The sequence below is a fragment of the Gammaproteobacteria bacterium genome, assembly GCA_029881255.1.
Classification (GTDB): Bacteria; Pseudomonadota; Gammaproteobacteria; order S012-40; family S012-40; genus JAOUMY01.
On the sequence record JAOUMY010000004.1, the window covers coordinates 1 to 26,477 of the forward strand.

Annotated in this window: 24 protein-coding genes; 16 read left to right on the forward strand and 8 right to left on the reverse strand. The window is 48.3% G+C overall.

Annotation, left to right across the window (positions count from 1 at the left end):
- From OEZ43_09470 to lepB, 3 genes are all read right to left on the reverse strand, one after another.
- The coding region (locus OEZ43_09470) for a transposase (GenBank protein MDH5545810.1) at positions 1 to 238 on the reverse strand (238 nt) is incomplete at its 3' end.
- 521 nt (positions 239 to 759) lie between these two features.
- Positions 760 to 1,680: a TIGR01777 family oxidoreductase gene (locus OEZ43_09475; protein MDH5545811.1), complete on the reverse strand. Its 921-nt coding sequence runs from the start codon at positions 1,678 to 1,680 to the stop codon at positions 760 to 762.
- A gap of 46 nt (positions 1,681 to 1,726) precedes the next feature.
- Positions 1,727 to 2,356, reverse strand: a complete 630-nt coding sequence (gene lepB, locus OEZ43_09480; protein MDH5545812.1) for a signal peptidase I — start codon at positions 2,354 to 2,356, stop codon at positions 1,727 to 1,729.
- Positions 2,357 to 2,423: 67 nt separating this feature from the next.
- Here lepB and OEZ43_09485 point away from each other — a divergent pair, with 67 nt between their 5' ends.
- The 13 genes from OEZ43_09485 (at position 2,424) to OEZ43_09545 (ending at position 16,642) form a co-directional block, all read left to right on the forward strand.
- Positions 2,424 to 2,774: a nucleotide pyrophosphohydrolase gene (locus OEZ43_09485; GenBank protein MDH5545813.1), complete on the forward strand. Its 351-nt coding sequence runs from the start codon at positions 2,424 to 2,426 to the stop codon at positions 2,772 to 2,774.
- Positions 2,775 to 2,929: 155 nt separating this feature from the next.
- A complete protein-coding gene (locus OEZ43_09490; protein MDH5545814.1) occupies positions 2,930 to 3,973 on the forward strand; it encodes a MoxR family ATPase in 1,044 nt (347 codons plus the stop codon).
- Positions 3,974 to 3,981: 8 nt separating this feature from the next.
- Entirely contained in the window at positions 3,982 to 5,115 is a 1,134-nt protein-coding gene (locus OEZ43_09495; protein ID MDH5545815.1) for a VWA-like domain-containing protein, read from the forward strand.
- A gap of 155 nt (positions 5,116 to 5,270) precedes the next feature.
- Positions 5,271 to 6,365, forward strand: coding sequence for a hypothetical protein (locus OEZ43_09500; GenBank protein MDH5545816.1), 1,095 nt, complete (start codon positions 5,271 to 5,273; stop codon positions 6,363 to 6,365).
- Positions 6,366 to 6,421: 56 nt separating this feature from the next.
- On the forward strand, positions 6,422 to 7,438 hold the full coding sequence (locus OEZ43_09505) for a methyltransferase domain-containing protein (GenBank protein MDH5545817.1): 1,017 nt from the start codon (positions 6,422 to 6,424) through the stop codon (positions 7,436 to 7,438).
- A 205-nt stretch (positions 7,439 to 7,643) separates the two neighbouring features.
- Positions 7,644 to 8,201, forward strand: coding sequence for an archaemetzincin (locus OEZ43_09510; protein ID MDH5545818.1), 558 nt, complete (start codon positions 7,644 to 7,646; stop codon positions 8,199 to 8,201).
- Positions 8,202 to 8,398: 197 nt separating this feature from the next.
- A complete protein-coding gene (locus OEZ43_09515) occupies positions 8,399 to 9,973 on the forward strand; it encodes an amidase family protein (GenBank protein MDH5545819.1) in 1,575 nt (524 codons plus the stop codon).
- A gap of 46 nt (positions 9,974 to 10,019) precedes the next feature.
- A complete protein-coding gene (locus OEZ43_09520) occupies positions 10,020 to 10,580 on the forward strand; it encodes a hypothetical protein (GenBank protein MDH5545820.1) in 561 nt (186 codons plus the stop codon).
- Positions 10,580 to 11,098 (forward strand): TlpA family protein disulfide reductase, encoded by a 519-nt coding sequence (locus OEZ43_09525; protein MDH5545821.1) that lies wholly within the window; start codon positions 10,580 to 10,582, stop codon positions 11,096 to 11,098. Before OEZ43_09520 ends, OEZ43_09525 begins: the two co-directional genes overlap by 1 nt.
- Positions 11,098 to 11,859 carry a hypothetical protein gene (locus OEZ43_09530; protein MDH5545822.1) on the forward strand — a complete coding sequence of 254 codons (762 nt, stop codon included), beginning with the start codon at positions 11,098 to 11,100 and terminating at the stop codon, positions 11,857 to 11,859. Before OEZ43_09525 ends, OEZ43_09530 begins: the two co-directional genes overlap by 1 nt.
- Before the next feature lie 87 nt (positions 11,860 to 11,946).
- Positions 11,947 to 12,780, forward strand: a complete 834-nt coding sequence (locus tag OEZ43_09535) for a phosphate/phosphite/phosphonate ABC transporter substrate-binding protein (GenBank protein ID MDH5545823.1) — start codon at positions 11,947 to 11,949, stop codon at positions 12,778 to 12,780.
- A gap of 114 nt (positions 12,781 to 12,894) precedes the next feature.
- Positions 12,895 to 14,835, forward strand: a complete 1,941-nt coding sequence (locus OEZ43_09540) for an ATP-binding protein (protein MDH5545824.1) — start codon at positions 12,895 to 12,897, stop codon at positions 14,833 to 14,835.
- A gap of 49 nt (positions 14,836 to 14,884) precedes the next feature.
- The gene (locus OEZ43_09545) at positions 14,885 to 16,642 is read left to right on the forward strand and encodes a multicopper oxidase family protein (GenBank protein ID MDH5545825.1); all 1,758 of its coding nucleotides are present in this window, start codon (positions 14,885 to 14,887) and stop codon (positions 16,640 to 16,642) included.
- On the opposite strand, the gene OEZ43_09550 is transcribed toward OEZ43_09545, so the two are convergent.
- Positions 16,636 to 18,099: a type VI secretion system contractile sheath large subunit gene (locus tag OEZ43_09550; GenBank protein MDH5545826.1), complete on the reverse strand. Its 1,464-nt coding sequence runs from the start codon at positions 18,097 to 18,099 to the stop codon at positions 16,636 to 16,638. The genes OEZ43_09545 and OEZ43_09550 overlap by 7 nt on opposite strands.
- A 293-nt stretch (positions 18,100 to 18,392) precedes the next feature.
- Between OEZ43_09550 and OEZ43_09555 the strand changes: the two genes are divergently transcribed.
- Positions 18,393 to 19,322: a DMT family transporter gene (locus OEZ43_09555; GenBank protein ID MDH5545827.1), complete on the forward strand. Its 930-nt coding sequence runs from the start codon at positions 18,393 to 18,395 to the stop codon at positions 19,320 to 19,322.
- Positions 19,323 to 19,383: 61 nt separating this feature from the next.
- Here the strand turns inward: OEZ43_09555 and OEZ43_09560 are convergent, their stop codons facing one another.
- From OEZ43_09560 to OEZ43_09575, 4 genes are all read right to left on the reverse strand, one after another.
- A complete protein-coding gene (locus tag OEZ43_09560; GenBank protein ID MDH5545828.1) occupies positions 19,384 to 21,993 on the reverse strand; it encodes a PKD domain-containing protein in 2,610 nt (869 codons plus the stop codon).
- A gap of 459 nt (positions 21,994 to 22,452) precedes the next feature.
- The gene (locus OEZ43_09565; protein ID MDH5545829.1) at positions 22,453 to 22,815 is read right to left on the reverse strand and encodes a response regulator; all 363 of its coding nucleotides are present in this window, start codon (positions 22,813 to 22,815) and stop codon (positions 22,453 to 22,455) included.
- Positions 22,816 to 22,853: 38 nt separating this feature from the next.
- Positions 22,854 to 23,318, reverse strand: a complete 465-nt coding sequence (locus tag OEZ43_09570) for a chemotaxis protein CheX (protein MDH5545830.1) — start codon at positions 23,316 to 23,318, stop codon at positions 22,854 to 22,856.
- Between the two features lie 522 nt (positions 23,319 to 23,840).
- The gene (locus OEZ43_09575) at positions 23,841 to 24,434 is read right to left on the reverse strand and encodes a hypothetical protein (protein MDH5545831.1); all 594 of its coding nucleotides are present in this window, start codon (positions 24,432 to 24,434) and stop codon (positions 23,841 to 23,843) included.
- Positions 24,435 to 24,445: 11 nt separating this feature from the next.
- Between OEZ43_09575 and OEZ43_09580 the strand changes: the two genes are divergently transcribed.
- Entirely contained in the window at positions 24,446 to 24,850 is a 405-nt protein-coding gene (locus OEZ43_09580; GenBank protein ID MDH5545832.1) for a hypothetical protein, read from the forward strand.
- A 404-nt stretch (positions 24,851 to 25,254) separates the two neighbouring features.
- A complete protein-coding gene (locus OEZ43_09585; protein MDH5545833.1) occupies positions 25,255 to 26,463 on the forward strand; it encodes an SEC-C domain-containing protein in 1,209 nt (402 codons plus the stop codon).
- The last annotated feature ends 14 nt before the right edge of the window (positions 26,464 to 26,477 follow it).

A 26,477-nucleotide genomic window follows, 5' to 3' on the forward strand; every position in this document is an offset into this window, starting at 1 on the left:
GCGCAGTGTTTTCCAATGCCATATCCGCATACATACGTTTGAGCTTGGCATTTTCAGACTCCAGGTCTTTTATTCGCTTTAACTCAGACGCTTCCAGTCCTCCGTATTTGGACTTCCACTTGTAATAGGTTGGCGAACTGATCCCGTGTTTGCGGCAGATCTCCTGAACACCGATTCCGGCCTCCGCTTCCTTCAGTATCGATACAATTTGTGTTTCTGTAAATTTTGACTTCTTCATTAGAGCCTCCTGGGTCTAGTTTGCCAGAATTCTCTACTTTTGACTTGTCTACTTTTTGGGGAAGCTTACGCATGGAGGCCGTATTAAAATGGAAGGAAAGCACAACACTATCTGAGGGGGATGGAGAATGAGTGCTATGAAAAATCGCTCTTTTTTGAAAAAGGAAGACTCACTAGATGAAAATTTTTCGCTATCTCAAAATCGTTTCAATGATTGTTGGAATTATTGTTACCACTCTAATAGGTATCGTTAATTTTAATTCGATCAGAGAAAACACTAGACCTCAAACGCAACCCAACCCTAGAAGTGAACGCAATTCACCAAAAGGTGAAGACCTCAGCCACCCCCCATCACCAAAAACATGGTTCGCTTTTTTTAATTCGCCTTCCATAATCAAACAAACAGAATAGATCATAGCAACAAGGCAGTGCTGATTTAGTAAACGCTGTTCTCTTGTCTTCCGCTTCGAATAGATGTCATCCCCCGTTTTAAATATGAATCGGAGGAAAATATGTCTACGTCTATTCTGAAGCGGAATTACAAGATGAAATCGCAGCCCCCAAAGCCCCCCTCAAATCCCCAAACCGAAACTCATACCCCGCATCACTAATCGCCTTGGGAAACACCCGCTGTCCGCCGAGCAATACCTCGGCATTCTCACCCAGTAACAACCGCAAAACCGGCGCCGGAATATGAAAAAACGCCGGTCGATGTAACAACTTCGCCAACATCGCCGTAAAGTAGGCATTCGTCACCGGCAGCGGCGCAGTCGCATTAAAAATTCCATCCAGATCTCTACGCGCGATCAACATCATCACAATCCCAATCCAGTCCTCAAGATGTATCCAAGACATCCATTGGCGACCGTTGCCGATGCGTCCGCCGAGGCCAAGTTTAAATGGTGGTAACAACCCTTGTAACATGCCACCATCTTTGTCGAGCACGACACCGGTTCGCACGATACACACGCGCACACCATAGGCACGCGCCATAATCGCGCGACTCTCCCATGCGGCACACAAGCGGTGTCCGAAGTCTTCTTCGCCGTGGGAGGCCTCGGTGAGTTTTCTGTCGCCGCGATTGCCGTAATAGCCAACCGCAGATCCACTAATGAGTAACTCGGGTTTTTTATCCAGCCGACGTATTAGTGCCAGCAATTGATCGGTGACGCCGATGCGGCTGTTTTCCAGTTGTTGTTTGCGTTTTTTTGTCCAGCGCTTGAATAGTATCGGTTCACCGGCGAGATTTACGATCGCATCGATGGATGCATCGTCGGGAATTTCGTCGAAGCGTGAAACAAAGTGCTTGGCCTTTTCACCAAGTAACTGGCGAGCCTTCGCAGTATTGCGGGTATAAACCCACAAAATATGATTCTGAGCATGTAGTTGCGTACACAATGCGCGACCAAGAAACCCAGTCGCGCCGGTAATGAGAATATTCATGGGGGAGCTCGGTATCCTCTGACGTAATCAGAGGATACCTGATGTATTAGTTAGGATACAGGCTACCAAAACTGGCGCCAAAATCTTCGCCGCTTAACCACGCGGTGGTGAACAGTCGCATCACTGCCTTGCCGCGCACCCGTTCTACGGGCAGAAATCCCCAGAAGCGGGAGTCGGCGCTATTGCTGCGGTTGTCGCCCATCATAAACAGGTGACCTTCGGGCACGGTCACCGGGCCGAAGTGGGTGGGATAGGCGGGGGTAGTTAAATAGTGTTGTTCACCGAGCGCTTCTTCGATGAAACCACCACGTTGTTGTAGCGCAAGTCGTTTGCCATTGAGAAAGGTCAGGCCATTGCGTACTTCGATGGTATCGCCAGCGACGCCGATCACGCGTTTGATGAGTCGATCTTCGGTATGTTGTGGGTCAAAGGTTACGATGTCGCCCCGTTTAGGGGTATCCCACTGTATCGGGGATTTATCGACGAAGGGCAGGCTGACGCCATAGGCGGTTTTATTGATGACGAGGTAGTCACCAATAGGCAGAGTGGGCTGCATAGAGCCAGTGGGGACCCAATTGGCTTCTGCCACACCCACCCTGACTAATAACACTGCACTCAGGAAAACCCAGGGAAATGATTTGATTTGTTGGACTAACCAGTTACGGTTTTGCATCATGGCTCCTTGTTTTCACGCGTAAATCGTATGACCATACGCTACCTACTAGAGTTCACAGGAAATATTGATGTCGAGTATTGAGTCGTTACAACAACAGCTTGCGAAATTCGCACGGGAGCGGGATTGGGAGCAGTTCCATACCCCTAAGAATATTGCCATGGCCCTGACGGTAGAGGCGGCGGAGTTATTGGAGCACTTCCAGTGGCTGACCCCGGAGCAGAGCGAGGGCTTGTCGGACAAGAAACTCGCGGAAATCCAGCAGGAAATGGCCGATGTGCAGCTCTATCTGCTGCGTCTGGCGCAAATACTCAATATCGACATCTTGGCCGCATGTGAGGAGAAAATGCGCATTAATGCCGAGAAATACCCGGCCGACAAGGTAAAGGGTAGTGCGCGTAAATATTCTGAATACGATTAACCTCTTAGCCGGCATGGCTAAATTCTTATCCATAGATCAAGGTTTTTTATCAGTATTTTCCGACGCTTATCGTTAATCCCACTACCCACAATGGGGTATACAGCATTCCCCATTGATTCGATAGGATAAAAACTGACTCAGACCCAGGAAGAACGATGCGCCCTAGCGATATTCTTGTAGTCCTCGAACGTGAATTCCTGAGTGCCGCCAGCGGTACTCATACCCCGGTGATGTTGTGGGGGCCGCCCGGTGTGGGTAAGTCCCAGATGGTGGCGCAGATTGCGCAGCAACACCAGGTGCCAGTGATCGATATTCGTTTATCACAAATGGAGCCGAGCGATTTGCGCGGTATCCCGTTTCAGCGCGACGGTCAGGTGGAGTGGGCGGTGCCGGCCAATTTGCCCCATGCGGACAGACACGGGCCCGTCGGTATTTTGTTTCTCGATGAGATTACCTCGGCGCCACCGAGTGTCTCTGCGGCCGCATACCAATTAATCCTCGATCGCAAACTCGGCGAATATGAGATACCACCCGGTTGGGCGGTGTTCGCCGCCGGTAATCGCCAGGGGGATCGCGGTGTGACCTATAGCATGCCTGCACCATTGGCAAATCGATTTTCTCACTACGAAGTCGAGGTCAATCTGGAAGACTGGGTGACCTGGGCCTATCAGCATCGCATCGATGATCGCGTGATTGCCTTTTTGCGTTTTCGTCCCGAGCGTTTATTCGACTTTGACCCGAGTGTGAACCTGCAGGCCTTTCCGTCGCCGCGTTCCTGGGAGTTTGCCCATCGTGCCTTGCATAAGTTTGGCGACTACGATCAATTGTTGTTGGGCGCGCTTCAGGCCTGTGTCGGTGACACCGCCGGAATTGAATTGCATGCGTTTATCAAGAATCTCGACGAGTTGCCGGATATCGAAGTCATCACCCAGGGTGGTACGGTGGATATCCCGTCCTCTATCGATTTGCAATACGCCATCGCCTCGGCCCTGGTTGGGCATGCGATACGGGCAAAAGAACACGATGAGGCAGAGCGTATTCACGGCAACATCCTGCAGTTTGCCACGCGTTTTCCCAAGAAAGAATTGGCGGTGATGCTGGTGTCCGATATGCATCGCGCCATTGGTCAACCCTTGTTTGCCGTGCCCGAATTTGCGCAATGGGCTAATGATGTCGCCGATGTGATGTTTGGCGATTGACGCGTGACATGAGTACTGAACGCGAACAGAAACTCTCACGCGCGCGCACCCGACTTGTACTCGATCATCCGTTCATCGGATCGCTCGTTTTACACCTGGAACTGAAACCCGCACAGGGAGATTGGTGCAAAACAACGGCGACCAATGCCAAAAAGATCTTTTACAACGAAGAATATATCGACGCGTTAACGCCTGCGGAAACCCTGCATGTGTTGGCACATGAGGCCTTGCATTGTGGTCTGTCGCACTTTGCGCGCAAGGGCCAACGCGACAAAACCCGCTGGGATCTTGCCTGTGATTTTGCGGTCAACAGCATCCTCAAGGCCGAAGGCATGAACGGCCCACCGGGAACGCTTTACGAAGCCAGTTTCGACGGTATGACCGCCGAAGAAATCTACCCCTACATGGAAGAACACGAGGACAAGGAGCGCCAGGACGATCACATGTTCGGCGACGAGGGTGGCGAAGGTCAAAGCGAGCAACGGGATAAAAACAATATGAGCGCGCAGGAAAGCAGTTTGCTCGACAAGCAATGGCAGACGCGACTGACCAATGCACTACAACAGGCGGCGCAGGCCGGCAAGTTGAAAGGCGACCTGAAGCGCATGATTAAATCGCTGCTGGATGCGCAATTACCGTGGCGCAATATGTTGGCCTATTACATGAGCCAGATTGCGCGAGACGATTACAAGTATCATCGGCCGTCGTCACGTCGCGGTGGCGATGTGATTTATCCCTCACTGCGCAGCGAATACGCGGATGTGTTTGTGGTACTGGATACCAGTGGTTCGGTGACAAATGCGGAACTCAATCGCTTTATCAGCGAAATCGATGCGATCAAGGGACAGGCGCGGGCGCGGATCACCTTGTTTGCCTGTGATGCGGAAATCACACCGCCGACGCCGTTGACGTTTGAAGCCTGGGAAACCCTGGAGATACCCAAAGACTTGCAAGGTGGTGGCGGTACATCGTTTAAACCAGTTTTTGAATATATCGAAAAGGAATTCCTGCGACCGGATTTGTTGATTTATTTTACCGATGCCGAAGGTGTATTTCCGAAACTGGCGCCGAATTTTCCGGTGATCTGGTTGGTGAAGGGGAAGCGGGAAGTGCCGTGGGGGCAGCGGGTGCAGTTGAATTAGGTATCCTCTGCTTAAGTCATCTACGGAGTGATATAAGCGTTAAAAACAAATCCGCATTGCTTTTTTATAAACGGCAAACTGCGTGAATTCGATTAATTTACCCTGTTCTCACTCGCTAGCGAGTTCAATTGCAGGACACTTAGGTTTATTTTCTATTGAATATGAATATCTCTAATGAAGACGCCTTGCGTCTAAACGTATTAATGCAACAACCGGTAGAAGCGGTGCGTATCAATGAGTCGACCATGACTTTATATGCCTTGCTCCCGGATCGCGAACTGAACATGCGTTTGTCACCGAATTGTAATGACGAGCGTTATTTGCGACAGGTTCGACAGTTATTGTCCGGTTTTGCCTTGAACTCACCGGAAGGATTTCCGGTCTATCTGCAACGTTGGAATCGCATGGGGCAGATCAAGAGTGAGAAGCTCGAAGGCCTGTTAAAAATCGGTGAACCGGAGGCGGTTTTGGCGGTGGTGCAATCGCAAAACCTGACTTACGACATCGCCCGCCGTGCGTGGTGGTGTATGACGAATTCGGAAAACGCCTGTCACTTATTGGAGCATCAACTGGTGCGTGATAGTGAGCTGGCAAAGGAATTGGTCAATTTTTTAATTGAATTTCTGCCCTTTGAGGAAGACCCCTTGGCAATGATTAAGGCCGCGCAACAGGCGGTACGTGCCGGGGTAATGCAGGAAGAAGAGTTAAAGAGTTTGTGGCAAAAGGGTAAACGTCGTGCAGGCATACGTCTGGGTTTTTTGGCCGCAAACCCGACTATCGTGCCGGAAGACATTACGGTCGAAAAAAAGCCGAAATTACTTGAAGAATTAGACGATAACAATCTACGCGCAGGTATCGAACACTTATTTGGCGAGAGCGGACAGAAATTTATCAAGGGGATGCTGGAGGTGTTAGACCGAATTCCCAATCAGGATGCCGCGATATTTATGTGCGACACCATCCATCGTTATTTTCAGTGGGCGAACCCGTTAGGATTGGCGCCAGCAAGTTGGGAAGCCGTGCCGGTATTTGCGCAGCGTTTGAACGAGACTTTTGGAATTAATGTGGCGTGTATGAGCGCGACGAATCAAGCACAATGGAATGCGATTAGTGAACTTGCACTGGTGTCGCAAAATATATTGAACCCTATATTGTCGCAAACAGATTCGGTTGGGACGGTAATGCGCAAACGGTTATTGCCAGTGACACAAAACATACAACAACGACTGGAGGTGCTGATTAACAAATAATTTGAACTCGAATACCAAAAAATAATAACTATACTGATAAAACACAAGGGAAGATTATGAATCAACAACTCATGCAGAGTCTGCTGCAGAAAGTGCAGGGCTCTTTAATGCTCAATGTCGCCTATATAGGCGTCACCAACTACCTTTTCGAAAAGCTTTCTTCTATGGGACGGGCAGGCGTCGAGGATTTAGCCGAAGCCGCAACAATTGATGTGGGCTATACACGTCGTTGGTGTGATGCGGCCTATGGTTTCGAATTACTTGAGGAAGACGATCAAGGTCGATTCAGCCTGACCGAGCTTGGCCGCGCCTTTGTACCGGACACCGTGGGTTCGCTTATGCCTTTCGCCATACAGTCGATTTTGTCGGCGCACATGGCCGATCGTGCCGCCGAACTGATGCGCAGTGGCGAACGTCCGGGTGAAAAGGTTTTGGCGGAACGATCAATGATTCTGCCGTGGTTTGGTCCCATGCTTGAGGCCTTATTTGGTCCCTTCCTTGAACAGCAAATACTGCCCAAGGTGCCGGTTTACGCCGAAATCAACCGTCGTCAGGGACTAGCGGTTGACCTGGGTTGCGGCAACGGCTGGTATCTGCGGCGCATGGCCAAACGCTACCCACATTTGCGTGGTATTGGTCTCGATGGTTTTGAAGAAAACATCAATCAGGCGTCCAGTGCCGCCGTCGCGGATGGCGTTGCGGAACGGGTGTCGTTCCGTACCGGTGATATTCACCAGTTTACTGTCGATGAACCGGTGGATTTGATTGCGATGAATCGCGCGTTACACCATGTGTGGGACGACAAAGACAATGTGTTTCGCATACTCAGCGAAAATCTGCGTCCAGGTGGCAGCGCGGTAATCTGGGAACCGAACTGGCCGAGCGATAGACGTTTGCTGCGTGATCCCGGCTATCGCGCAATGGCGTTTCAGAATCTCAGCGAACATATTCAGGGTAATCACTTTTTGACCTCGAATGAGATATCCGAGGCCTTCCGTGAAGTCGATATGGAACCCGAGGTATATCTATTCGGCGAGGGTAAAGAAGTGGTCGTCGTAGGCAGAAAACACTAAGCGACTTGTGTTTGCTAAATCCCTTACTACACTTAAGTATACTTTGATTGAGTTAGCAGGTGAGTGAGAACCGGGCAAACATAATCGAATGAGCGCTGTTTACGGTTAGTAATTTAGCGTTTTGAATTTGTTTTTAATCCCGTTATCACTCGCCAGTAGGCTTATGCAGAAGACGCTTATTATCTGATTGTGTAGGGGGATTGGCATGGTCTCACGTACACTCGCCGGGATGTTATCGAGTCAGGCACGGGATATACACATCGTACCGTTTAGCGGTGTCGATGGTTTATTGCTGTCGCAGCTTGCCTGTGATTTGAATGCCTCGGGTTTTTGCGCACAACTTGAACAACAGGAACAGGCGCCTACCTCGGTCCTGCATCCACGTAAACAAAAAGTTTTTGCCGACGGTATGCTCGATTTTTTGCGTGATCACCAGGGCGGTCGGATACTCGGCGTGATGTCGGAGGATCTTTATCGCTATGTTGTCGACGGCATCAAAGGGATGGCCGATTTTGTCGGCCGGGCAGCGGTAATTTCGGTATGTCAGTTATGCGTATCCGCTGACGCCGGGCTGATACGCAAAAGACTGTGTAAACTCGCGTTACACGAATTGGGACACACCTACGGTTTGGAACATTGTGATAACACCTTTTGCGTTATGCACGATGGGCGCGGTTTTCAGCAATGGGATCGGGCCAGCGACGAATTCTGCTGGGATTGTTGTCGGCGGTTACAACGTGGTCCTTATCTCCAATATCTGTAGGGATGATGCGTTAACCATCGCGAGTGAGGAAAGTATTCAAACGCAAAAACGAAATACTCACATTCTTAAGTAAAATGAGTTTTCTCTTTTGTTTTCGCCTTGTTCACATGCGCCAGTGAATTCAGTCAATGCCTATCCCGGCGGAGTATCGCTAAAATCCTTTTGCAATCCTGCGGGCTTTCATTAACAATGGCCGGATGAAAAAGCCATCTCATTTCCAAATTTTCTGGCGCACTCGCGCTGTTTTGTTTTTTGTCTTTTTAACACTCTCTGCTTGCGCAACAGTACCGCAACAAGCACAACACTTTGCCTTAGGTGAACTGACGATATCGGAATTGCAACAGTCTTTGAAGGCTGGAAAGCAGACTTGTGTTGGCGTGGTTGATGCCTACTTACAACGTATCGAACACTTCGACCAGAGTAGTAAGCTTAACGCAATCATTTTGATCAATCCCCGGGCGAAGGAAAAAGCGCAGTCGCTGGATCGTCAGCGTGAAAGTGGCGCACCGATGCGCGCACTGCATTGCGTACCAGTAATTCTCAAGGACAATTTCGATACCGCAGACATGCCGACGGAAGCCGGTTCGATGGTATTAAAGGGTGTGATACCTCCCGATGACGCGTTCATGGTGCGACGCTTGCGCGAAGAGGAGGCGATAATGCTAGCCAAGTCAAATATGGCCGAATGGGCGTTTAGTCCTTACCACTCGATTAGTTCCACCCATGGCGAAACACGCAATCCATATGATTTGAATCGCGTGCCGGCAGGATCGAGTGGCGGCACTGCCGCGGCGGTTGCCGCCAATTTTGGTTTGGTCGGTATGGGTAGTGATACCGGCAATTCGATACGCGGTCCTTCTTCGCATACCGCCCTGGTGGGTATGCGTTCTACTATAGGCGCGACCAGTAGGGATGGGATTGTGCCTTTGGTGTTGAATCGCGATATCGGTGGTCCGATGACGCGAACGGTAGAAGACAACGCGCGCGTGTTTAGCGTTGTCGCCGGCGTAGATCCGACCGATCCGGTAACCAGGGATGCAGAAAAAAAACTGCCCAAGGACTTCCATAGTCAGTTAAGCCATGAGGCCTTGCAGGGCAAACGTATAGGCGTGTTACGCGCGCTTTCTGATACGCCGACGACAGATCCGGATATCGAAACCCTGTTTGAACAGGCGATTAAGGATTTAAAACGATTAGGCGCGGAAATCGTCGATCCTCTGGATATTGACGGATTGAAGGCGTTAACGGAAGCCACCGGCTTTTGCAGCCGTTTTCGTTACGATATCGATCACTATTTTCAAAGCCTGGGTGATCGTTCTCCAGTAAAAAACCTTGGCGAAGTGGCCGCCTCGGGTAAGTTCTTGCCCGGTAATGACGGCGCCATGAAATGGGCCATGTCTGTCGATGTCGCTCCCGAGAAACAGAATCCACCCTGCGTGGATGTCGAGGGAGATCCACGACGTAAACGGTTACTCGACGCCGTCATCAACGCCATGGATAAAAGCGGGATAGACGCCTTGGTATATCCAAGCTGGAACAATCCACCACGGGAAATTGGCGATCTTGATAGTCCTCACGGTAATAACAGCCCGATAATTGCACCACATAGCGGACAACCGGCGATAACGGTACCAATGGGTTTTACCTCGGAAGGTTTACCCGCGGGTTTACAGATATTAGGACGGCCCTACTCCGAAGCATTGTTATATCAATTGGCCTACGCCTATGAACGAGGAACGCTGCATAGGCGTGAACCGAAAAACTTTCCCTGAAAGTTTTACGGGGTACGAGGTTTTTTGTTAAGAGGATAGAGACATATTGAGCGGTAAATCGAGTTTAGTCAGGTTTTGCTGCGTGCTTATGTGTTCTTACACCTTAGGGCAGGCGCAGGCAGCAGAAGGTGAGAGTAACCTGAAATACGAAGACGCGGATGTCACTGTTCGGGTGATTCCGCGCGGTAAGGAAAATATTTCCGCCTTTCACCAGGGGCGTGGTTTCCCACAGTTTGCCCTCGATGAAATCGCCAAAGTTTGTTATGTGACGGTGTTGATGCGCAACCATAGTGAAAAAGTCCATTGGCTGGAATTGGACAACTGGCGGTTTTTCAGTGACGACAAAGCGTTTAAGCGACTCGATCGAAAATACTGGAAAGATCAATGGAGCCGTCTGGGGCTGGCTCTCTCTTATCAGTCGACGTTTGGCTGGTATCTTCTGCCTGAGCAACGAGACTTACACCATGATGAGCCAGTAGGCGGTAGCATCACCTTGGTGGACACCCGACAGCCGTTTTCAATGGAGCTGAGATTTCGTGTCGGTCAGGACAAAGCGGCGGGTGAAAAGGTATTGCGTTTCGACAATCTGAAATGTGAGGCGTCATAATGCGCGCGTTATTCCTGTTGCTGATAGGTATTTTCTACAGCGTTATGCTTGAGGCTGCGACTCCACCAAAAGGCATCATCGTACAAGACGGTCGCATGGCGCCGACGATTCGCCTCAAGAATCTTGACGGCGATGACTTTGACCTTAGCAAAGTGGAAAAAAAATGGAAGTTCGTCCATTTCTGGGCTAGTTGGTGCGGACCCTGTCGCAAGGAAATGCCGACGATACAGGAAATCAGCACGCAACTGGGAAGCGACAAGTGGCAAATAGTATTGATCAACACCGCGGAAGACGAAGATACCGTATTCAGTTTCGCCAGTATCGTAACTCCTGATTTGATTCCCTTGCTCGATAAAGATGGCGTTATTTCCGAACAATGGCAGCCCAGGGGGTTACCGTCGACTTATTTGGTTGATCCGGAAAATAAAATCCGTTTCATTGCCCTCGGTGGTCGTCCCTGGAATGAAATAGAGTATCTCAATTTCCTGCGTGAGCTCGCTGCACCGAAAACACCGTAATGGCGCTTATCTGGCAGAAAACGGTTAACGGCGTCGATTATGAAGTCAGAAGCGCGGGGCGATCCCGTCGTCTTTATGCCAATGGGGTTTGTCATACCCAGTACCACCCGCAACATATCGTTTCCGGCAGTGTCTGGGACATGTTGGCATTACCGGTATTTTTTCATCCAAAAAATTCGATCAAACGAGTTCTGCTACTGGGATTGGGCGGCGGTGCCGTTGTGCACATGTTGCGACATTTTGTTGCGCCGGATGAGATTGTCGTAGTGGAACGGGATGCAATTCATATTTCAGTGGCGCGAAAATTCTTCGATCTGAATCAGCGGAATGTAAATATTTGTAAACAGGATGCTGTGGCATGGATGGAAAGTTATGCCGGAGCCAAGTTTGATTTGATAATCGACGACTTGTTTAGTCATGCCGATGGAATACCCCGTCGCGCTGTTTCGGCTGATAGAAACTGGGCTAACTTACTTGCCAGAAATCTTAGACATGATGGCGCACTGGTGCTCAATTTCGGAGATAGGGATGAGCTGAAAGCATCGGTTTTTAACCGTTTTCCGCCGCCGCGGACGGGGTTTGTCTCAGCCTTTGTATTGCGCCAGCGTTCGCTGGATAACCATATTCTTTTTTGCTCCAGACAGTCTTGCCAGGCAGCGACTTTTCGCAAACACATTCGTCAACACCGCTTTTTAGCCAAGCCGTTTAATCAAAAGCGATTAAATTTTAGCGTGGCATCCTATGCTGGTGGTCGAAGATAGCCGCAAAGTAAGTGTCACCTTTTTGTATTTCTGGTATTAAACTTGTTTCTTCTCTAGTGTTTAAGCAAAGTGATAAGGAGACACAAGGTGAAACAACTGGTGATATTGATTATGGTCTGTTTGGCATATATAGCACCAGCGAGCGCCGAAAAGACTTACGTATTCGGCCGCGCCCCTCAGTTGTCGGCCATTACCATGGCGAAGGTGTGGACTCCATTCATTGAGCATCTAAGCAAGACTTCGGGTTATCAGATAAAGCTCAAAGTCTATCAAACGCGAGAAGAATTTGAGCTGGATGTTATTCAAGGTAAACTGGATTTTTTTTACGGTAATCCAGGTTATTTAATCGTCGCGCGAAAGTTACATGGTTACAGTCCATTGGTTCGCAGTAGCGGTAAACAGTTAAAGGGTATACTGGTCGTCGCTGACGATTCCAATATCACTCAAGTCGAACAACTTCAGGGTATGTCTGTGGCATTTCCTGATGAGAATGCATTTGCGGCGTCATTGTATATACGCTCCTTGTTGAAGGACGAATTGAAGCTGGACATAAAACCGGTTTACCTGAAAGGCCACGATAATGTCTATCGCGCGATAGCCACCAAACGCTATGCCGCCGGTGGCGGGGTTTATCGGACGCTGGAGAGAGAGAGCAAGGGGCTAAGAGAGCGATTGCGGGTAGTTTATGAAACACCGGGAATGGCGCCCCATCCCGTAGGGATACATCCCTCTGTCCCTGCAAAAGTAGCGAAGGCAGTGAGAGTAAGCATACTGCAAATGCCTGGAACCGAGGAAGGTGAAAAGCTGCTAAAAGACGTCAAAATCAAGAAGCCGGTAGCGGCGGACTATGACAGGGATTATGGCCCAGTGGAGAAGCTGGGACTGTCGATTTATTCTACTTTGTTAGAGAAGGTGGAATAATTATCACGCGTGTTCTTGCCAGGTTTAAAGGCTGATGATAGGTGTTTTTCGCAGTTTATGCGATACCAGAATTTATGGTACTGATAATAACGTGGTTGCTAATTGATATAAAAAATGAAGAATCTTTCGCTTAGTTTACAAATATCCGTACTCGTGTCGATTTGCATGTTTATCGGCACCTTGCTGTATGGTTCTTTTCAAGTAAACGTACAGTCCGATAAGCTTATCCAACAAAAACATCGTGAGGTTGACGCATTAGTCAGGAATATTGCGGCCTCGTCGATGTTTTTCTTAGTGGAGGAAGACTACGTCGCGTTAGAGAACTTGTTGCAGAAGTCAACCGGCTTTCCTGACATCAATTCGATTATTGTAACCGATCCGACAGGAACCATTGTCGCTGAGGTTGCTCGAAAAGATGGGGAAGTCGCGATCGTATACAGCGGGAGAAAGATTGATTTACCCGTGCTGGTTGAGCCTGGCGATTTGATAGATGATAAAGGCTTTAATTCCTGGTCTCCAATTCTGTTTGCCGGTGAGATGCGTGGCTGGGCATTTGTGACTGCCGATCTCGACTTTGTGAGACAACAGCAGAGTGAAATTTGGCAGCAAACAGTAGTGGCGGGCACGATTATTTTTTTTCTGGGATTCTTCGCAATACAACTTTTCCTCGCCAGAAAAATGAAGGCCTTAGGCGTGGCGACCGAATTTGCCCAAGGTTTGTCCGTTAATCGCGGCAAAGAATTACCTATTACTATGGGGACGCTCGAGCTAAACAGGCTAGTTGAATCTTTGAATTTGGCATCAAAAAAACTGGCAGAACAAGAAAGTCGTTTAATCAAGAGAACAGAGCAGGTTGAAAGCAGCAACGCACGATTAAAGGAACGGATCAAAGAGCTAAATTGTATTTATAATTTGTCGCGCATACTCAGCGACAATAGCCAAGCTGTCGAAAAGAAGTTGCAAGCCGTTGTAGAAGCCATTCCGCCATCATTTTTATATCCTGAGATCAGTTGTTCGCGTCTGATTTATCTTGGTCAGCATTTCGTATCGCGCACGTTTCGGGAAACGGAACACGTAATTAAAAGTAATATTGAATGCGATGGTGAGATTGTGGGCTCGGTAGAGGTTGTCTACTTGGAAGAAATGCCGGCTCTTGATGAAGGTCCATTTCTTCAGGAAGAACGTAGTCTGATAAATGAAATTGGTGCGAGGCTGGGCGTGTATTTTCAACGGCTCAATATAGAGCAAGCCCTGCGCGAGGCGAACACCAGTCTGGAAGTCAGAGTGCGTGAACGCACTAGAGATCTTGAGATCGCGAAGAAACAGGCTGAAGAGGCCAGTAACGCCAAGTCGTCATTTCTTTCCCGCATGAGTCACGAATTGAGGACGCCCTTAAATGCCATTTTGGGGTTTGGTGAATTGTTAAAACTGGATCGCGGGCTTAGTACCGAGCAATTGGAAAACGTCACTGAAATTGTATCGGCGGGAACGCACCTGCTCAATCTCATAAACGAGGTTCTTGATCTTACAAGAATTGAAGCGAGTGGCCAAGCTATTCAACAGGAATTGATTTCGCCTGTGGAAGTGACGCGCGAGGTGGTGACGATGATGCGCAATATGGTTGCCAAGGATGGGTTAACCATGCATTTTGTTTTTCGGGAATTGAATTCAGCGCGGTTTAGAACCGATCCGGTTAAATTTAAACAGATTTTGATTAATTTGATTGGCAACGCCGTCAAATATAATCGCAGTAATGGTTCGATTGATGTCAATGTCTATCCTACCGGTATGGGTTGGGTGAGATTTGAGGTAAGCGATACAGGTATAGGAATCGCTGACGAAAATATCAATAAGGTATTCGAGCCATTTGAACGTCTGGGACAAGAGTATGTGGTTGAAGGCACTGGTATCGGTTTAACCGTTACTCGAAGCCTGGTTGAACTACTTGGTGGTCGCATCAAGGTAAATAGTGTTTTAGGTGAAGGAACCACATTTTCAGTTGAATTTCCTTTGGCGAGCGGTCAGTCAGACAATGTTATCAATTTTAATCCCTGATCCAGCTTGCCCAGGATACAATTACGAATCTTTCACGTGAGACGTATGTGTGAAAATCATTAAGTTGATCTTGCCCGTTTGTTTGAGCTTAAGTGCCTGTTGGCACAAAAATGAAACACCGATTACCCACCCGGAAAACTGGGATGTAGAACTACGAGTTCCTGCGGCAATAGATGTTAATCCGGCCAGTGATATTGTTGAAGTATATCTTGAGGCCAAAGAAACAGATGTCGAGTTGATTCCCGGCGTTCAAACGCGCATGTGGACGTATAATGGTCAGTTTCCCGGTCCTCAAATTGATGCAAAGCTGGGAGACACACTGATTGTACACCTCACTAATTCTTTGCCCGAAGACACTACCATACACTGGCACGGCCTGGAACTTCCCGCAACTATGGATGGCAGTCATATCTCCCAACTTGCGGTGAAACCCGGAGAGAGTTTCACCTATCAGTTCAAATTAAACCATGCCGCAACCTATTGGTACCATCCACATATTCAGGCTTATGAACAGGTCGAACGCGGTTTGTATGGGGCTTTGGTGGTACGTGATACGCAATATGAGCGTGAGCTGGGTTTACCCGTCAGTAGTGAAGTTGTCGTCATACTGGATGACATTCTTTTAGATGATGCCGGTCAGATTGTATTCAACCCATCGAGCGACCCTCTACAAAAGGCGACGCAACAGGCTAATGGTCGCGAAGGCAATTGGTTTGCGATCAACGGAAAAGTCTTTCCGGTCCAGGATAATGCTTTCTCCTTGCCCAACTTGAATGTAAGGTCAGGTGTACCAGTACGCCTGCGGCTGATCAATGCGGCGAATGCGCGTTTTTTCCGTGTCGCTATGCCGGATTACAATTTATATCAAATAGGTGGCGATGGTGGTTTGCTGGAAACGCCGCAGACAAGGCCGCCGATCGATGTGCTTGAAGCGGTACAGACTCAAAAAGCGAAACCAAATCCTCGGCATATAGACGGCATCACTTATAGAGCCAATCCCGATCTGAGTAAAGGTCTTATGTTGGTGCCCGGTGAGCGTGGCGACGTTGTTTTTACACCGATTGGCTATCCAGGCGATAGTAAATTCCTGGAATGGTTTTACCACGATAGAGGCGCACATAAGGCGATGTATGACGACACCGGCCAGATTATGTTGTCACATGAACATGACACCAGTTCCTTGATATGGTTTTCTCGTTTGATTCGTTTTACATTTACTGATGATAGTGATTGGCTGGCAGATGAATATCTTCCGCCGCAGAAATTGCGAACGATTGAAATCCTGGATACCAGTGCTGCAACTACACTGCCTGTCGTATTTGGTCATTCTATGCCTGACGCGAATGGCGATATTACATTTTTCGCAACCATGAATAATGGGTCGGGCGTACCATTCGATCAGGTCACTCCTGAACTGGCATTAAAAGCAAAGATTGGGCAAACCTATATCTGGGAGGTAAGCAATCTCACCCAGGGAGATCACCCATTTCATCCTCATGGTTTCCGGTTTCAGTGGCTGGAAACGCGGTATGAAGACATCGATTTTCCGGATAAGAATCGAGTAGAAACCGCAAATGTGCGCGAATGGAAGGATACGATTCGTGTGCCGGGGCGCAGTGGAGAAATGGGACAAAGCCGGACCATCATGCGACTCGCTGTACGCTTTGATGATACCGGAAGGGAAGGCCAGGTTGCCGCCTCAGGAAAAGTGCCGGATAGCAACGGATCTGGCGGTTGGTTTGTCCATTGTCACATCCTGGAACACTCTGCCCGAGGCATGGGAACCTTCCTGGAACTGAGTTATTGAAGTCTATTGTCTCGTATTGAGCGAAGCGATATCAGTAACTGATCCGTATTCTTGACCCAACGTAAATCGCTCAACCCAAGTTCGCGAATTTTTTGTACGCCTTGTTCGTTTAGCAGTGTTTCTGCACAGGAAAGGGCGAGATATTCGTCGTCTTCCTGATAGGCAAAAACTGGAAAACCGTCGAGTAATTGAGTGGGTGGCAAACGCATATTCCATCCATCCCGACTAAATCCTTGTCCGTAGACAATGGCAGCCAGCATGGCAGGGTTGCCCCATAAAAATTGCCTGTCAGAAATGTCGTCGGTTATTTCGTCGAACTCAAACTGTTCAATAGGTAGGGTGTTTTTCCCATACGGCAAACGCAATAAAAATCGTGGTAAAACCAGGGCGATGTTTTCCGCGAAACTGCTTAGGCGTAGTTGTTGCCATTGCTGTTGTTGTTCTTCTGTCCACGTAGACTGCCAGTCATCATCGTCGGTAGTTGCTAATAGATCTCCCTCGTGTATAAGCCGATTATTAGCTGCGGCAATGAACGGTGCTTGAGCAGTCTGCGCCAACAGGCCCATCAAGGAGAGCAGCGTAATGTCCACGGTGTTGTTCGCGAATGCGTAAAGACCTATGAGTAGAGACTTTGGATGATTGCCAGGAATGCTTGCATCGCTAACCACACGTTTATAGACTGGACTAAGTTCGATGTCTTCGTTGGTGATTAAGTCCTGTAGTAAATCTTTTTTAGTGATATTTAATATTTGCACGCGTAAGCGGGCACCGGTGTCGAGCTGGCGAATTACCATGTAAAGGCTGCGCCAGTGTGATTCTAACTCCTGGAAATCGGGATGATGGAGAATGGCGCGCATTTGTCCAGCAATGGCCTCGTCGACCAGGGCCAACAGTTCTTCAGTTTTGGGGTGAGCCTTGGGCATGGAGTAGGGAGCCACTATGTTTTTGATATAGGCCTCCAAATCGTTTTGCAGGCCGACGCCGGTGGAGACTTGAGTTTGGCTGACAACAGCCTCTAGCAAATCACCGCTATCGTCCGGGGGGCTAAACTGCGGTGTTGTATCGGTTTCATCACGAAACCCCAACTCTGCGGCCGCCTGTGTAAAAGTGTCAGCATGTTGTAATCGATCGCGTATATCGCGAAGCCGTGAAAAAAGGGGAAGTTTTTCATAGATTGCATCCGGCTCAAAATCCTCCAGATTCTGGAAATGCATTTCAAGCAAAGTGTTGCGGTCGCCACCCAGGGGTAAAGCAAGCTCAGGCGACAACTTATGCAAAACAGACTCAAAATTGTCCCGGTCGATATCGATACAGGTTTTGCCCGGCGCGGTTCTGGCACCAGAAAAATTACCCAAAATCAAAATAGTAAACGGTGATTCAGGGTCTTTTGGACCTATCTTTCTGTCATCCTCGAAAGTCATGTCGAAGCCGCTAATCTGTATGCCTGGTTTGCTCATAGTATTCATTCCCTTGATGGATTGAGAGCAATATACAATGAATAGCGCATCCGGCTCAAACCGGATAAAGAGTGGTTGACACAAATCCGTTCTTCACCCATTATTTTGGCCTATGGACAACTTTCACTCGAATCAGATTAGTCAGAATAAACCGCTGTGGTGGCTAAATGCCAGCCACGGTCGTTGTTGACGTTATTCGATTAATTATTCAAGCAACAAGGCCGTGGATCTCATCCACGGCCTTTTTCGTTTTGCCTGCATGAGATCTGCGCCACAAAAAAGGGAACTATCTCATGTTACTAGCTTTGCGAAGATTCGAACGTAATGATGTCTTGTTCGGTATTGTGTGCGTGGCGCTGGCCACGCTTGGGCTTTCACTAAAAGCCATTTTTATCAAACTGGTCTATCTCGTCGATCCACATATTGACGCGGTGTCCATGCTTGCGATTCGATTCGTCCTGGCGCTGCCTTTTTTCATTTTGTGTTTGATTTATTTTGGAGACCGAACTGCCAAACAAACATTTCCCTATATCAACACGTTCCAAATAGGACTGTTAGGTATTGCCGGATACTATCTTTCGGCCATACTCGATTTTGCCGCACTTAAACATATACCCGCCGGCGTAGAAAGATTGATTTTATTTTTATACCCGAGCTTCGTGGTATTGATTGCACATGTCACTGGGCGTGGAAAAATTACCCGCGCAACTTCATTTGCTCTGCTTTTGAGTTATACCGGCATGGTGGCGGTTTTCGCGGAGCAAATTCCGGCGCTTAACAGCGAAATTTTTCTTGGCTGTGCGATGGTATTAGGCGCCGCGATCGTTTTTGCGGTGTATACAGTCGCAAGCGTATCGCCGATCAAGCGTCTGGGTTCGGTGCGTTTTACGGTATACGCATCTATTGCAGCGACTATCGTCACATTGGTACACGCTATATCTATACATGGCTTTGCCGTGTTTGATTATTCGATAGAGGTGTATGCTCTGGTTTTGCCTATGTCTGTGTTTTCCACGGTGTTGCCACTGTTGTTTATGGCGGAAGGAATCAAGCGCATAGGTGCTACCAGTGCTTCGCTAATATCGATGGCTGGCCCAGTGATTACACTGGGTATAGCCTATTTCATTTTACAAGAGCGCATTGGTATTCTGCAGAGTATTGGCGGTGTGTTGATAATTTCCGGCGTCTATCTGGCAGCATCACGCAAAAAGTCGCCGGCATAGTAGTTTTCACGGATGAAAAAAAAGAGGGGGCATGGCCCCCTCTCAGTCAGTGTCAAAGCGTTTACGGCGTAACCGTTATCACGACCGTGTCAGGTGTCGGATCTATTTGTCCGCGTGAGTTTACAACAAGCAGGCTCACCACAAAGTTGCCAACCCGGTTGAATGTAACCGTACCGGGATACTGCGAAACAATATTGGGTGCAGCTCCGCCAAAACTCCAGATAAAGGACAACTGGCCACCTCCGAGTGGGTCAAATCCCCGTCCGGTGAAACTTACTGGCGTACCGACTCTGACCGTCAGATTTGTTGCAGGCTGATCAATGATACCTTCAGGTGCTGCAGCTCCAGTGACTGGTGGCTGTGGTATAGGTCCAGGGAATGGACCAGGGAACGGGCCTGGAATTGGTCCCGGAACTGGGCCAGGGAACGGTGGAATACCGCCGCCAAATGACACCGTAATGATACGCTGTTCCGTGATATCAAGCGGTGCTCCCGTAAACGCGGTTCCACGTACGCGCAGTTGAACAACATAGCTGCCCGGTTGATTAAACGTTACCGGTGGTGGGTTTGCCTGCAGACTGATAGGTGCAACTGAACCGAAGTTCCAACGATAGCTTACGTTTAGCCCCGGTACATTTCCCGCCTGGAAATAAACAGTCTGACCTACTGAGACAAACATATCCTGTGCAGGTGACGCAATAATCGGCGTACTGTTAATGAATGGACTACCAACAGTGATATCGCGTCGAACCACAGTGCTGACACGCGTATTGCTTAATGTGTCCAGTCCGGATACGCGGAAACGGATTCGATAAGTACCCGGGACGGTGGGAATGAAATTTCCACCGATAAGCTGGTTTGACGTAAAGACATCCGTGGTTGAACCTTGCAAACTGACTCTCCACTTGTACTGAATGTCGATCAGGTTCGCTGTGCTGTTTGCCTGACCCGCCAAGTATATCGGTTCACCCACTTGAGCAGTGCTGTTGGCGGTGGGCGAGGTGATATCGGCAATGATAAGAGACGTTCCCCCACCACTTCCTGTAACGTTGATCGTGCGGGTATCAGGTGGGCCGAGTATATTGCCATTCTGATCGGCAACCTGCATTTGCACGATAAACTGTCCGGGTGTTGGGAATGAAATATCGCCAGGAGTCTGTAGAAAAGAGTTAGGCGCAGCGCCATCAAATGTCCACAAGAAACGCAATTGACCAGGCACGCCTGAAAACGATTGAGCGCTGAAGAATACAGATTGTCCTGGAGAAATAGTGACATCAGTTGGCGGAGAAACGATTTGGCCTGATAAAGTGCCATTAGTACCACCGCCACCACCACCAAAGTATTGCACTGTAATACGACGTACAGCAGGCGTCGGGTCTGCAATTCCTTGCGCATCACTTACGGTCATTTTGATGTAGTACACGCCTGGTGTGTTGAACGTAATATTGCCCGCGTTCGGACTTTGGCTCATATAAATGTCCGGCGACACTCCGTTAAACTCCCAGGAGTAGTACAGAGGTTGACTGTTGTCGGGATCGAATCCGCGCGCGCGGAAGTTCAGCGTGTCTCCCAGATTAACCGTTACATCTTGTGGAGGCGACACTATTGCGCCGTCTGGTGCCTGATTTCCACCCACTCCACCGATACCACCAACGATGACGGTTAATGTATCTGGCGTGACACTACGCGTACCAATAACATTTGTCGCATATAGCGTTACGCGATAAGTGCCTGCGTTGTAAAAAGTGATGTTTCCCGGCGTAGGACCATAGTACGGCGGAGCGGCACCGGCAAAATTCCACTCGTAGTAAAAAGTTGTCGAGCCGGTGGTATCACTTGCTGTGCCGGTAAAGTATAGGCTTTGACCAATATTAACTGACACGACACCATTATTAGATGCAGGCGAGGTAATGACAGGTATGGGCGTTGTTGCCACCGGTGAGTTACTATTTTCTGTAACCGTTATGGTGCGTACGGCCGGCGTTGGATCAGGAATGCCCAGACTATCTGTTGCGGTTAACTGAACAAAATAGACGCCAGGCTGATAAAAATATACCTGACCTGGATTTTGTACTGAGGTATTGGCTGCAGCACCACCAAAGTTCCAATAGAAACCCAACGGAGGCGTTATTGAACCTCCAGTTGCAGTACCAGCAAAGTTGACGGCCTGTCCTGCACTGATTGTGATATTGCTAGGTGGACTAAGAATAATAGCATTCGGCGCATTACTCAGTGCGTTCGGATTTTCATCACTCTGTACATTCACAGGTATCGCATTTTCTTCAGCTACACGACCAGTTAATGCATTTGCAGAACAATTCGCTGGTGCGTTTTGTACCGGTACTACCGCGACTCCCTTAGATAGCGTGACGTGAATTTCACAAGCTGGCGTTGATGCAGAAGCCTGCCAGTTGTTTTCGTCGTCTACGACGGCCGCGCCCAACAGTTCCATAGTGCCTGAATCATGGATTTCCACGTAAGCTCGGTTGTCGGGGTCGTGTCCACTTATGTTTAATGTCGATGTTTCAACATCCCAAACAGCTGTTATGTTGTGATCGATGGTTTCGTGTACAGGACTACAGGAAAAAAGTAAAAGTAGTAAAACGGCTATAAATAGACTGCCCGGGTATTTACCGGGGCTTAATATTTTTCGGTTTATTCGCGACGTCATTTTTGACATCTCCTCCTGGTTGGTGGATAGCAATGTTTATCTGTTCACGCATGTGAAATGCCTGAACAAATCCAAATTCTGCCGCGTAAGTGTGTGAAGAGATGCGTTGTCGGTAACGGATGGTTTTTTCTTGTGGCTATTCCGTGTTCCACTGCGATGGATTGTTGGTAAGTATGATGCTGAAAATCAGAAAGACGAATTTTCCCTTCCCCACAAAACATTGCATCTGGATTTACCAGTTATTTTTATTTTTCGTTTATTTTAAATTTGTTATGAATGCATCAATATGATCATGCATGCTATTTTAAGGAAAGAATAGAAAGAGATTAGTGTTTTGGCAAGAGAAAAAAGAAAAGAATTGTGAATATTTTCAGATAATAAGTTTAATTATTATTTTTCATTTTTAATTCATCGGCTCATCTCTTTGCAATGCTTGGAGAAATGAATCGAGGCTGAAAATTATCCAGTCAGCTTTTGTACGGCCTTGATGAGGCGATCTTCGGTGACGGGTTTCTGTAACCAGCCAGTAGCACCAGTGGAACGTGCTTTCTCTTTTTTGTAGTCGCTGCCTTCTGTAGTAACCATAATTATGGGTGTGAAGTTATAGCCAGCTAAGCGTCTTAATTTACTCACGAGACTTATACCGCTCATTTCAGGCATGTTGACATCGCACAGTATGAGATCGAAGGTTTGGTCTCGCGCTATGTCCAAAGCTTTACGCGGACTATCTGCTATAACCACTTCATGTCCGTGTGACTGCAAAATCTTTTCAATCATCTTGCACATAGTAACCGAGTCATCAATTGTGAGAATTTTAGCCATGAGGTCTCTTTCCTGTTTGATTAAGTTAGTTGGGATCCTTATTCCTGAAAACAGGTCTCTATCCACAGTGGGCCGATCTCTGTTTCCACTGGGATATAAGTAATTGGTGCATTGATATGGTGTTGTAATGATTTTCGCATGCCGCTAATCATTGAGGGTACAGACATGTCGGTACGAAATCCGCGGTCATCCACAAGAGATTTTGCGCCGCCTATAACCATATTGGTTATTTCGCCAGCAAGGTCAGTAGCGGTTTCATCGATTCTATCGGTTTGTACAAAAAGCATTCGCTTGGTCAATTCAAGAATAAGTGACTGGGAAAGGCTGACAGCGAGAGAACCCTGGACACCATTTCCACCTACTGTGATGACACCCGTAATGTCGCCAAGCGTTTTGTCATCAGCCTTTTCTTGCCACTGTCCAAACTTAGGCTCAATTTTCATCATTAACGTGAACACGTTATTGAGAGAATCGATAAGCGTCTCGTGAAACAGTGTCTTCATATTCGCCATATTTTGTGTTGAAGAATGCGAGGAATAGCCAACATGCCCTTTATTAGCGGCATGTTGCAGGAAAACTTAAAATGAAGATAGATTTGTCGTTAAAACAAAGGAATTAATGATGACGCTGGGTTTTTCTTATGTAAGCGACGATATGGGCAACTTGTTTGGCGTCAATATTGGTTAAAGCCGGCATGTCGCCAAATTTGAATCTGTTTTGTTCTACTCCTTTTCTTACAGCGACGTAATAAGCCAGGTCACGCATTTGGTTTTCTGAAAATTCAGGCAGTCGAAATGAAGGGCCTTTGTCGCTTCCCTGGAGCGCGCGCCCGTGACAACTAGCGCAATGTTGTTTATAAAGCGATTCGCCCAGCAGGCTGTTGCCAATAAAACCAGCAGAGGGAAGAGTGTCTTTTGAGCGGCCTTGTTTGTCACAGGCGCCGGTAATAGCTGCAAAGAGTATTACCAGCGCCGTTACAAAAATAAAATGTCGAATTCGTCCGACAGTGCAACACTTACTAACGATCAGGGCACTACCTCTATCGAGACAGTTGCAGGTGATAGACTGCGTAGCCCTTTGGCGGATACTACATCAAGCGTTATGACAAACGTGCCTGGCTGCGTAAACATGACATAACCTGGCGTTTGTACCTGACTATCCGCAACAACGCCACCGAAAGACCAATCATAGGTAACCCCGGTTTTTGTCGGTGCGGTAAAGAATACGGCGGTGCCGACAGTAATCCGTTGATTACTTCCAGGTGAAAGTATCGATGCCCTTGGGAACTGATTCTCGATAAATCCCAGTTTATTGTTTTGGGTATCACAGGTAAGTCCCGTGTCTGCCACAGTTGCTATCTGGAAACGGCCATTGGTAAACACGGCGACTTCGCAAGGAGTTTGCGCCAGTATTGGAGAGCTTACCTCGCCATTTACTACGCCATTTGCGCCTATATCAAGTTGGGCAATCAATTCGCCAGTGGTCAAATCCCAAATGGTGACTTGTTTATCGATATCGAGCAGATTCAAGGAAACTCTCAGAGTTAAGCCTGACGGATTCCACACAGCCGCAGTGACTAGATCGTTGACTGTAGCAACACCAGGAATACTGCTGACCACATTACCTACCGGTGTTAGATCTGCGCCAGGAGCTGGAGCAGGGGCCGGCGCAGGTGCAGGAGCGCCAGGAGCAGGAGCAGGAGCAGGAGCGGGGGCCGGCGCAGGCGCTGGTGCCGGTCCAGGTGCCGGTGCAGGATCCGGATCCTCGACGTCAGTGGCGGGGGCCGGTGCTGGTGCAGGGGCTGGCGCCGGTGCAGGAGCTGGTCCGGGCGCTGGAGCAGGATCATCATCTACAGCTGGCGCTGGCGCTGGTGCTGGCGCTGGCGCCGGAGCAGGTGCAGGAGCTGCAGCTGTGTCATCATCTGTGGGGGCTGGTCCAGGTGCGGGAGCAGGTGCTGGGGCGGGAGTCGGCGCAGGACCAGTTGCAGGCGCTGGTGCTGTTCCCGGTGCTGGTGCGACATCCTCTCTTGCTTTGACACTGGATAACCCATTTGGCCCTATATAAACGTCATATTGACCATTTGATGGTGGAATTGCTTCTCCACAGCTGGCAACTGCAAACGCAATTATACTGGATAGGATATATTTGAATTTCTTAAAACAATGGCTGCACAAGAATCCAAGCAAAAATACTTTGCGACTCATAGCGGTGTCCCTCTTCCCACGTAAATTATACGGTTTTTTATTATTACTATGTACCCGAACTCTACCCAAGTATAGACCTAGGTTTTTCGTATGGCAAAGCAGTAAGATAAAAAAATAATCTGATCAGGGGATTAATAGTTTTTGGAATCAGGATAAAAAGGAAGTATCGTTGACCTGCTGAATAAGACAAATACAATAAGGAAATTGTCTCGCCAAACGAAAGGGAAGTATCAACGTGAGTTTTTCGAATACGAATAACCCTTGTCCTTGTGAAAGTGGGTTGGATTACAGCCACTGCTGCGCCTCATCTGGTCAAGCGGCAAATGAACATGAACTTGATCTCGTCCAGGACCCCAAGCTGTTAACGCAATTGCCTTCAGGTGTACAAGCGGCAATCAATGATGTCATTTCTTCGCCAGATTTCTTTCCCGTAAAAATAGTTTCAGCGCGCAATGAAGTACAGTGGGTGAAAATGTCGCCATTTTGGTACGAAGGAAGTGATTTTCTAGATGCCAATCGAATTCTGGGACGATATTTTGTTAAAACCGACATTAATTGGATGCTGGATAAAGCGAGTGGAATCGAGTGGCAATTCGCGCCCTGTATTTTTCACACAGCGTTCTGTGGTTCAACCTTAATGTCCAAGGCCTTGGCCTCACTTTATGATTGCCTGCCTTTGCGTGAACCCGACGTCATGGGAAATCTGGCGGCGGCTATTAAACAGGGTTTAGCTGTTGATACACGTATGGCTCATACTGCTATGGCTTTGCTTAGTCGTCGTTATAATCCGTATCAGATTGCCGTACTAAAGGCCAACGATCATTCCAATGCCTTGATGTCACCTTTGCAGCAATGGAAGCCAGTACCCATTTTGTTCATGTTTGTGCCGCTGGCAGAGTTTGTTGTGGCATGTCTTCGTGCAGAAAACCGTAAAGCCTGGATACGCGACCGATACCGTTATATAAACAAAACTGGCCATCTCAATGACGATGAATACGCGAGCATGGCGGCCCACTACTGGTGTTACAACGTAAATTTATATGAGCAGGCGTGTCGTGAACATCCAGAACAGATGCGGAGTTTGAATTTCAATGTCATGCTGGACAATCCACTGGAAACGATACAGTCTTGCGCGGATTGGTTCCAATTGAAACCCAAACCGGGAATTGATATACGAAGTGAGCTGAGTTCGGTGATGAACGTATATTCAAAGGGTGCCCAGGCCTATAGTCCTGAACAGCGCCGACAAGATATCCAGAAGTGGCAGACGCAATACAAAACAGAAATTTCACAGGCTGAGCAATATGCGAAAGAGATGATGGGGGAGGCGTATCCGGGTGATTCATTATCGCAGCCACTGTCTATTGAGGCCACGGTTCCTCCAGTGGGCGAACCAAATAAATCAGGGTTTTTATCGCGATTGTCTAGCGTATTTAGAAAGTAGTACCGAATTTGTCC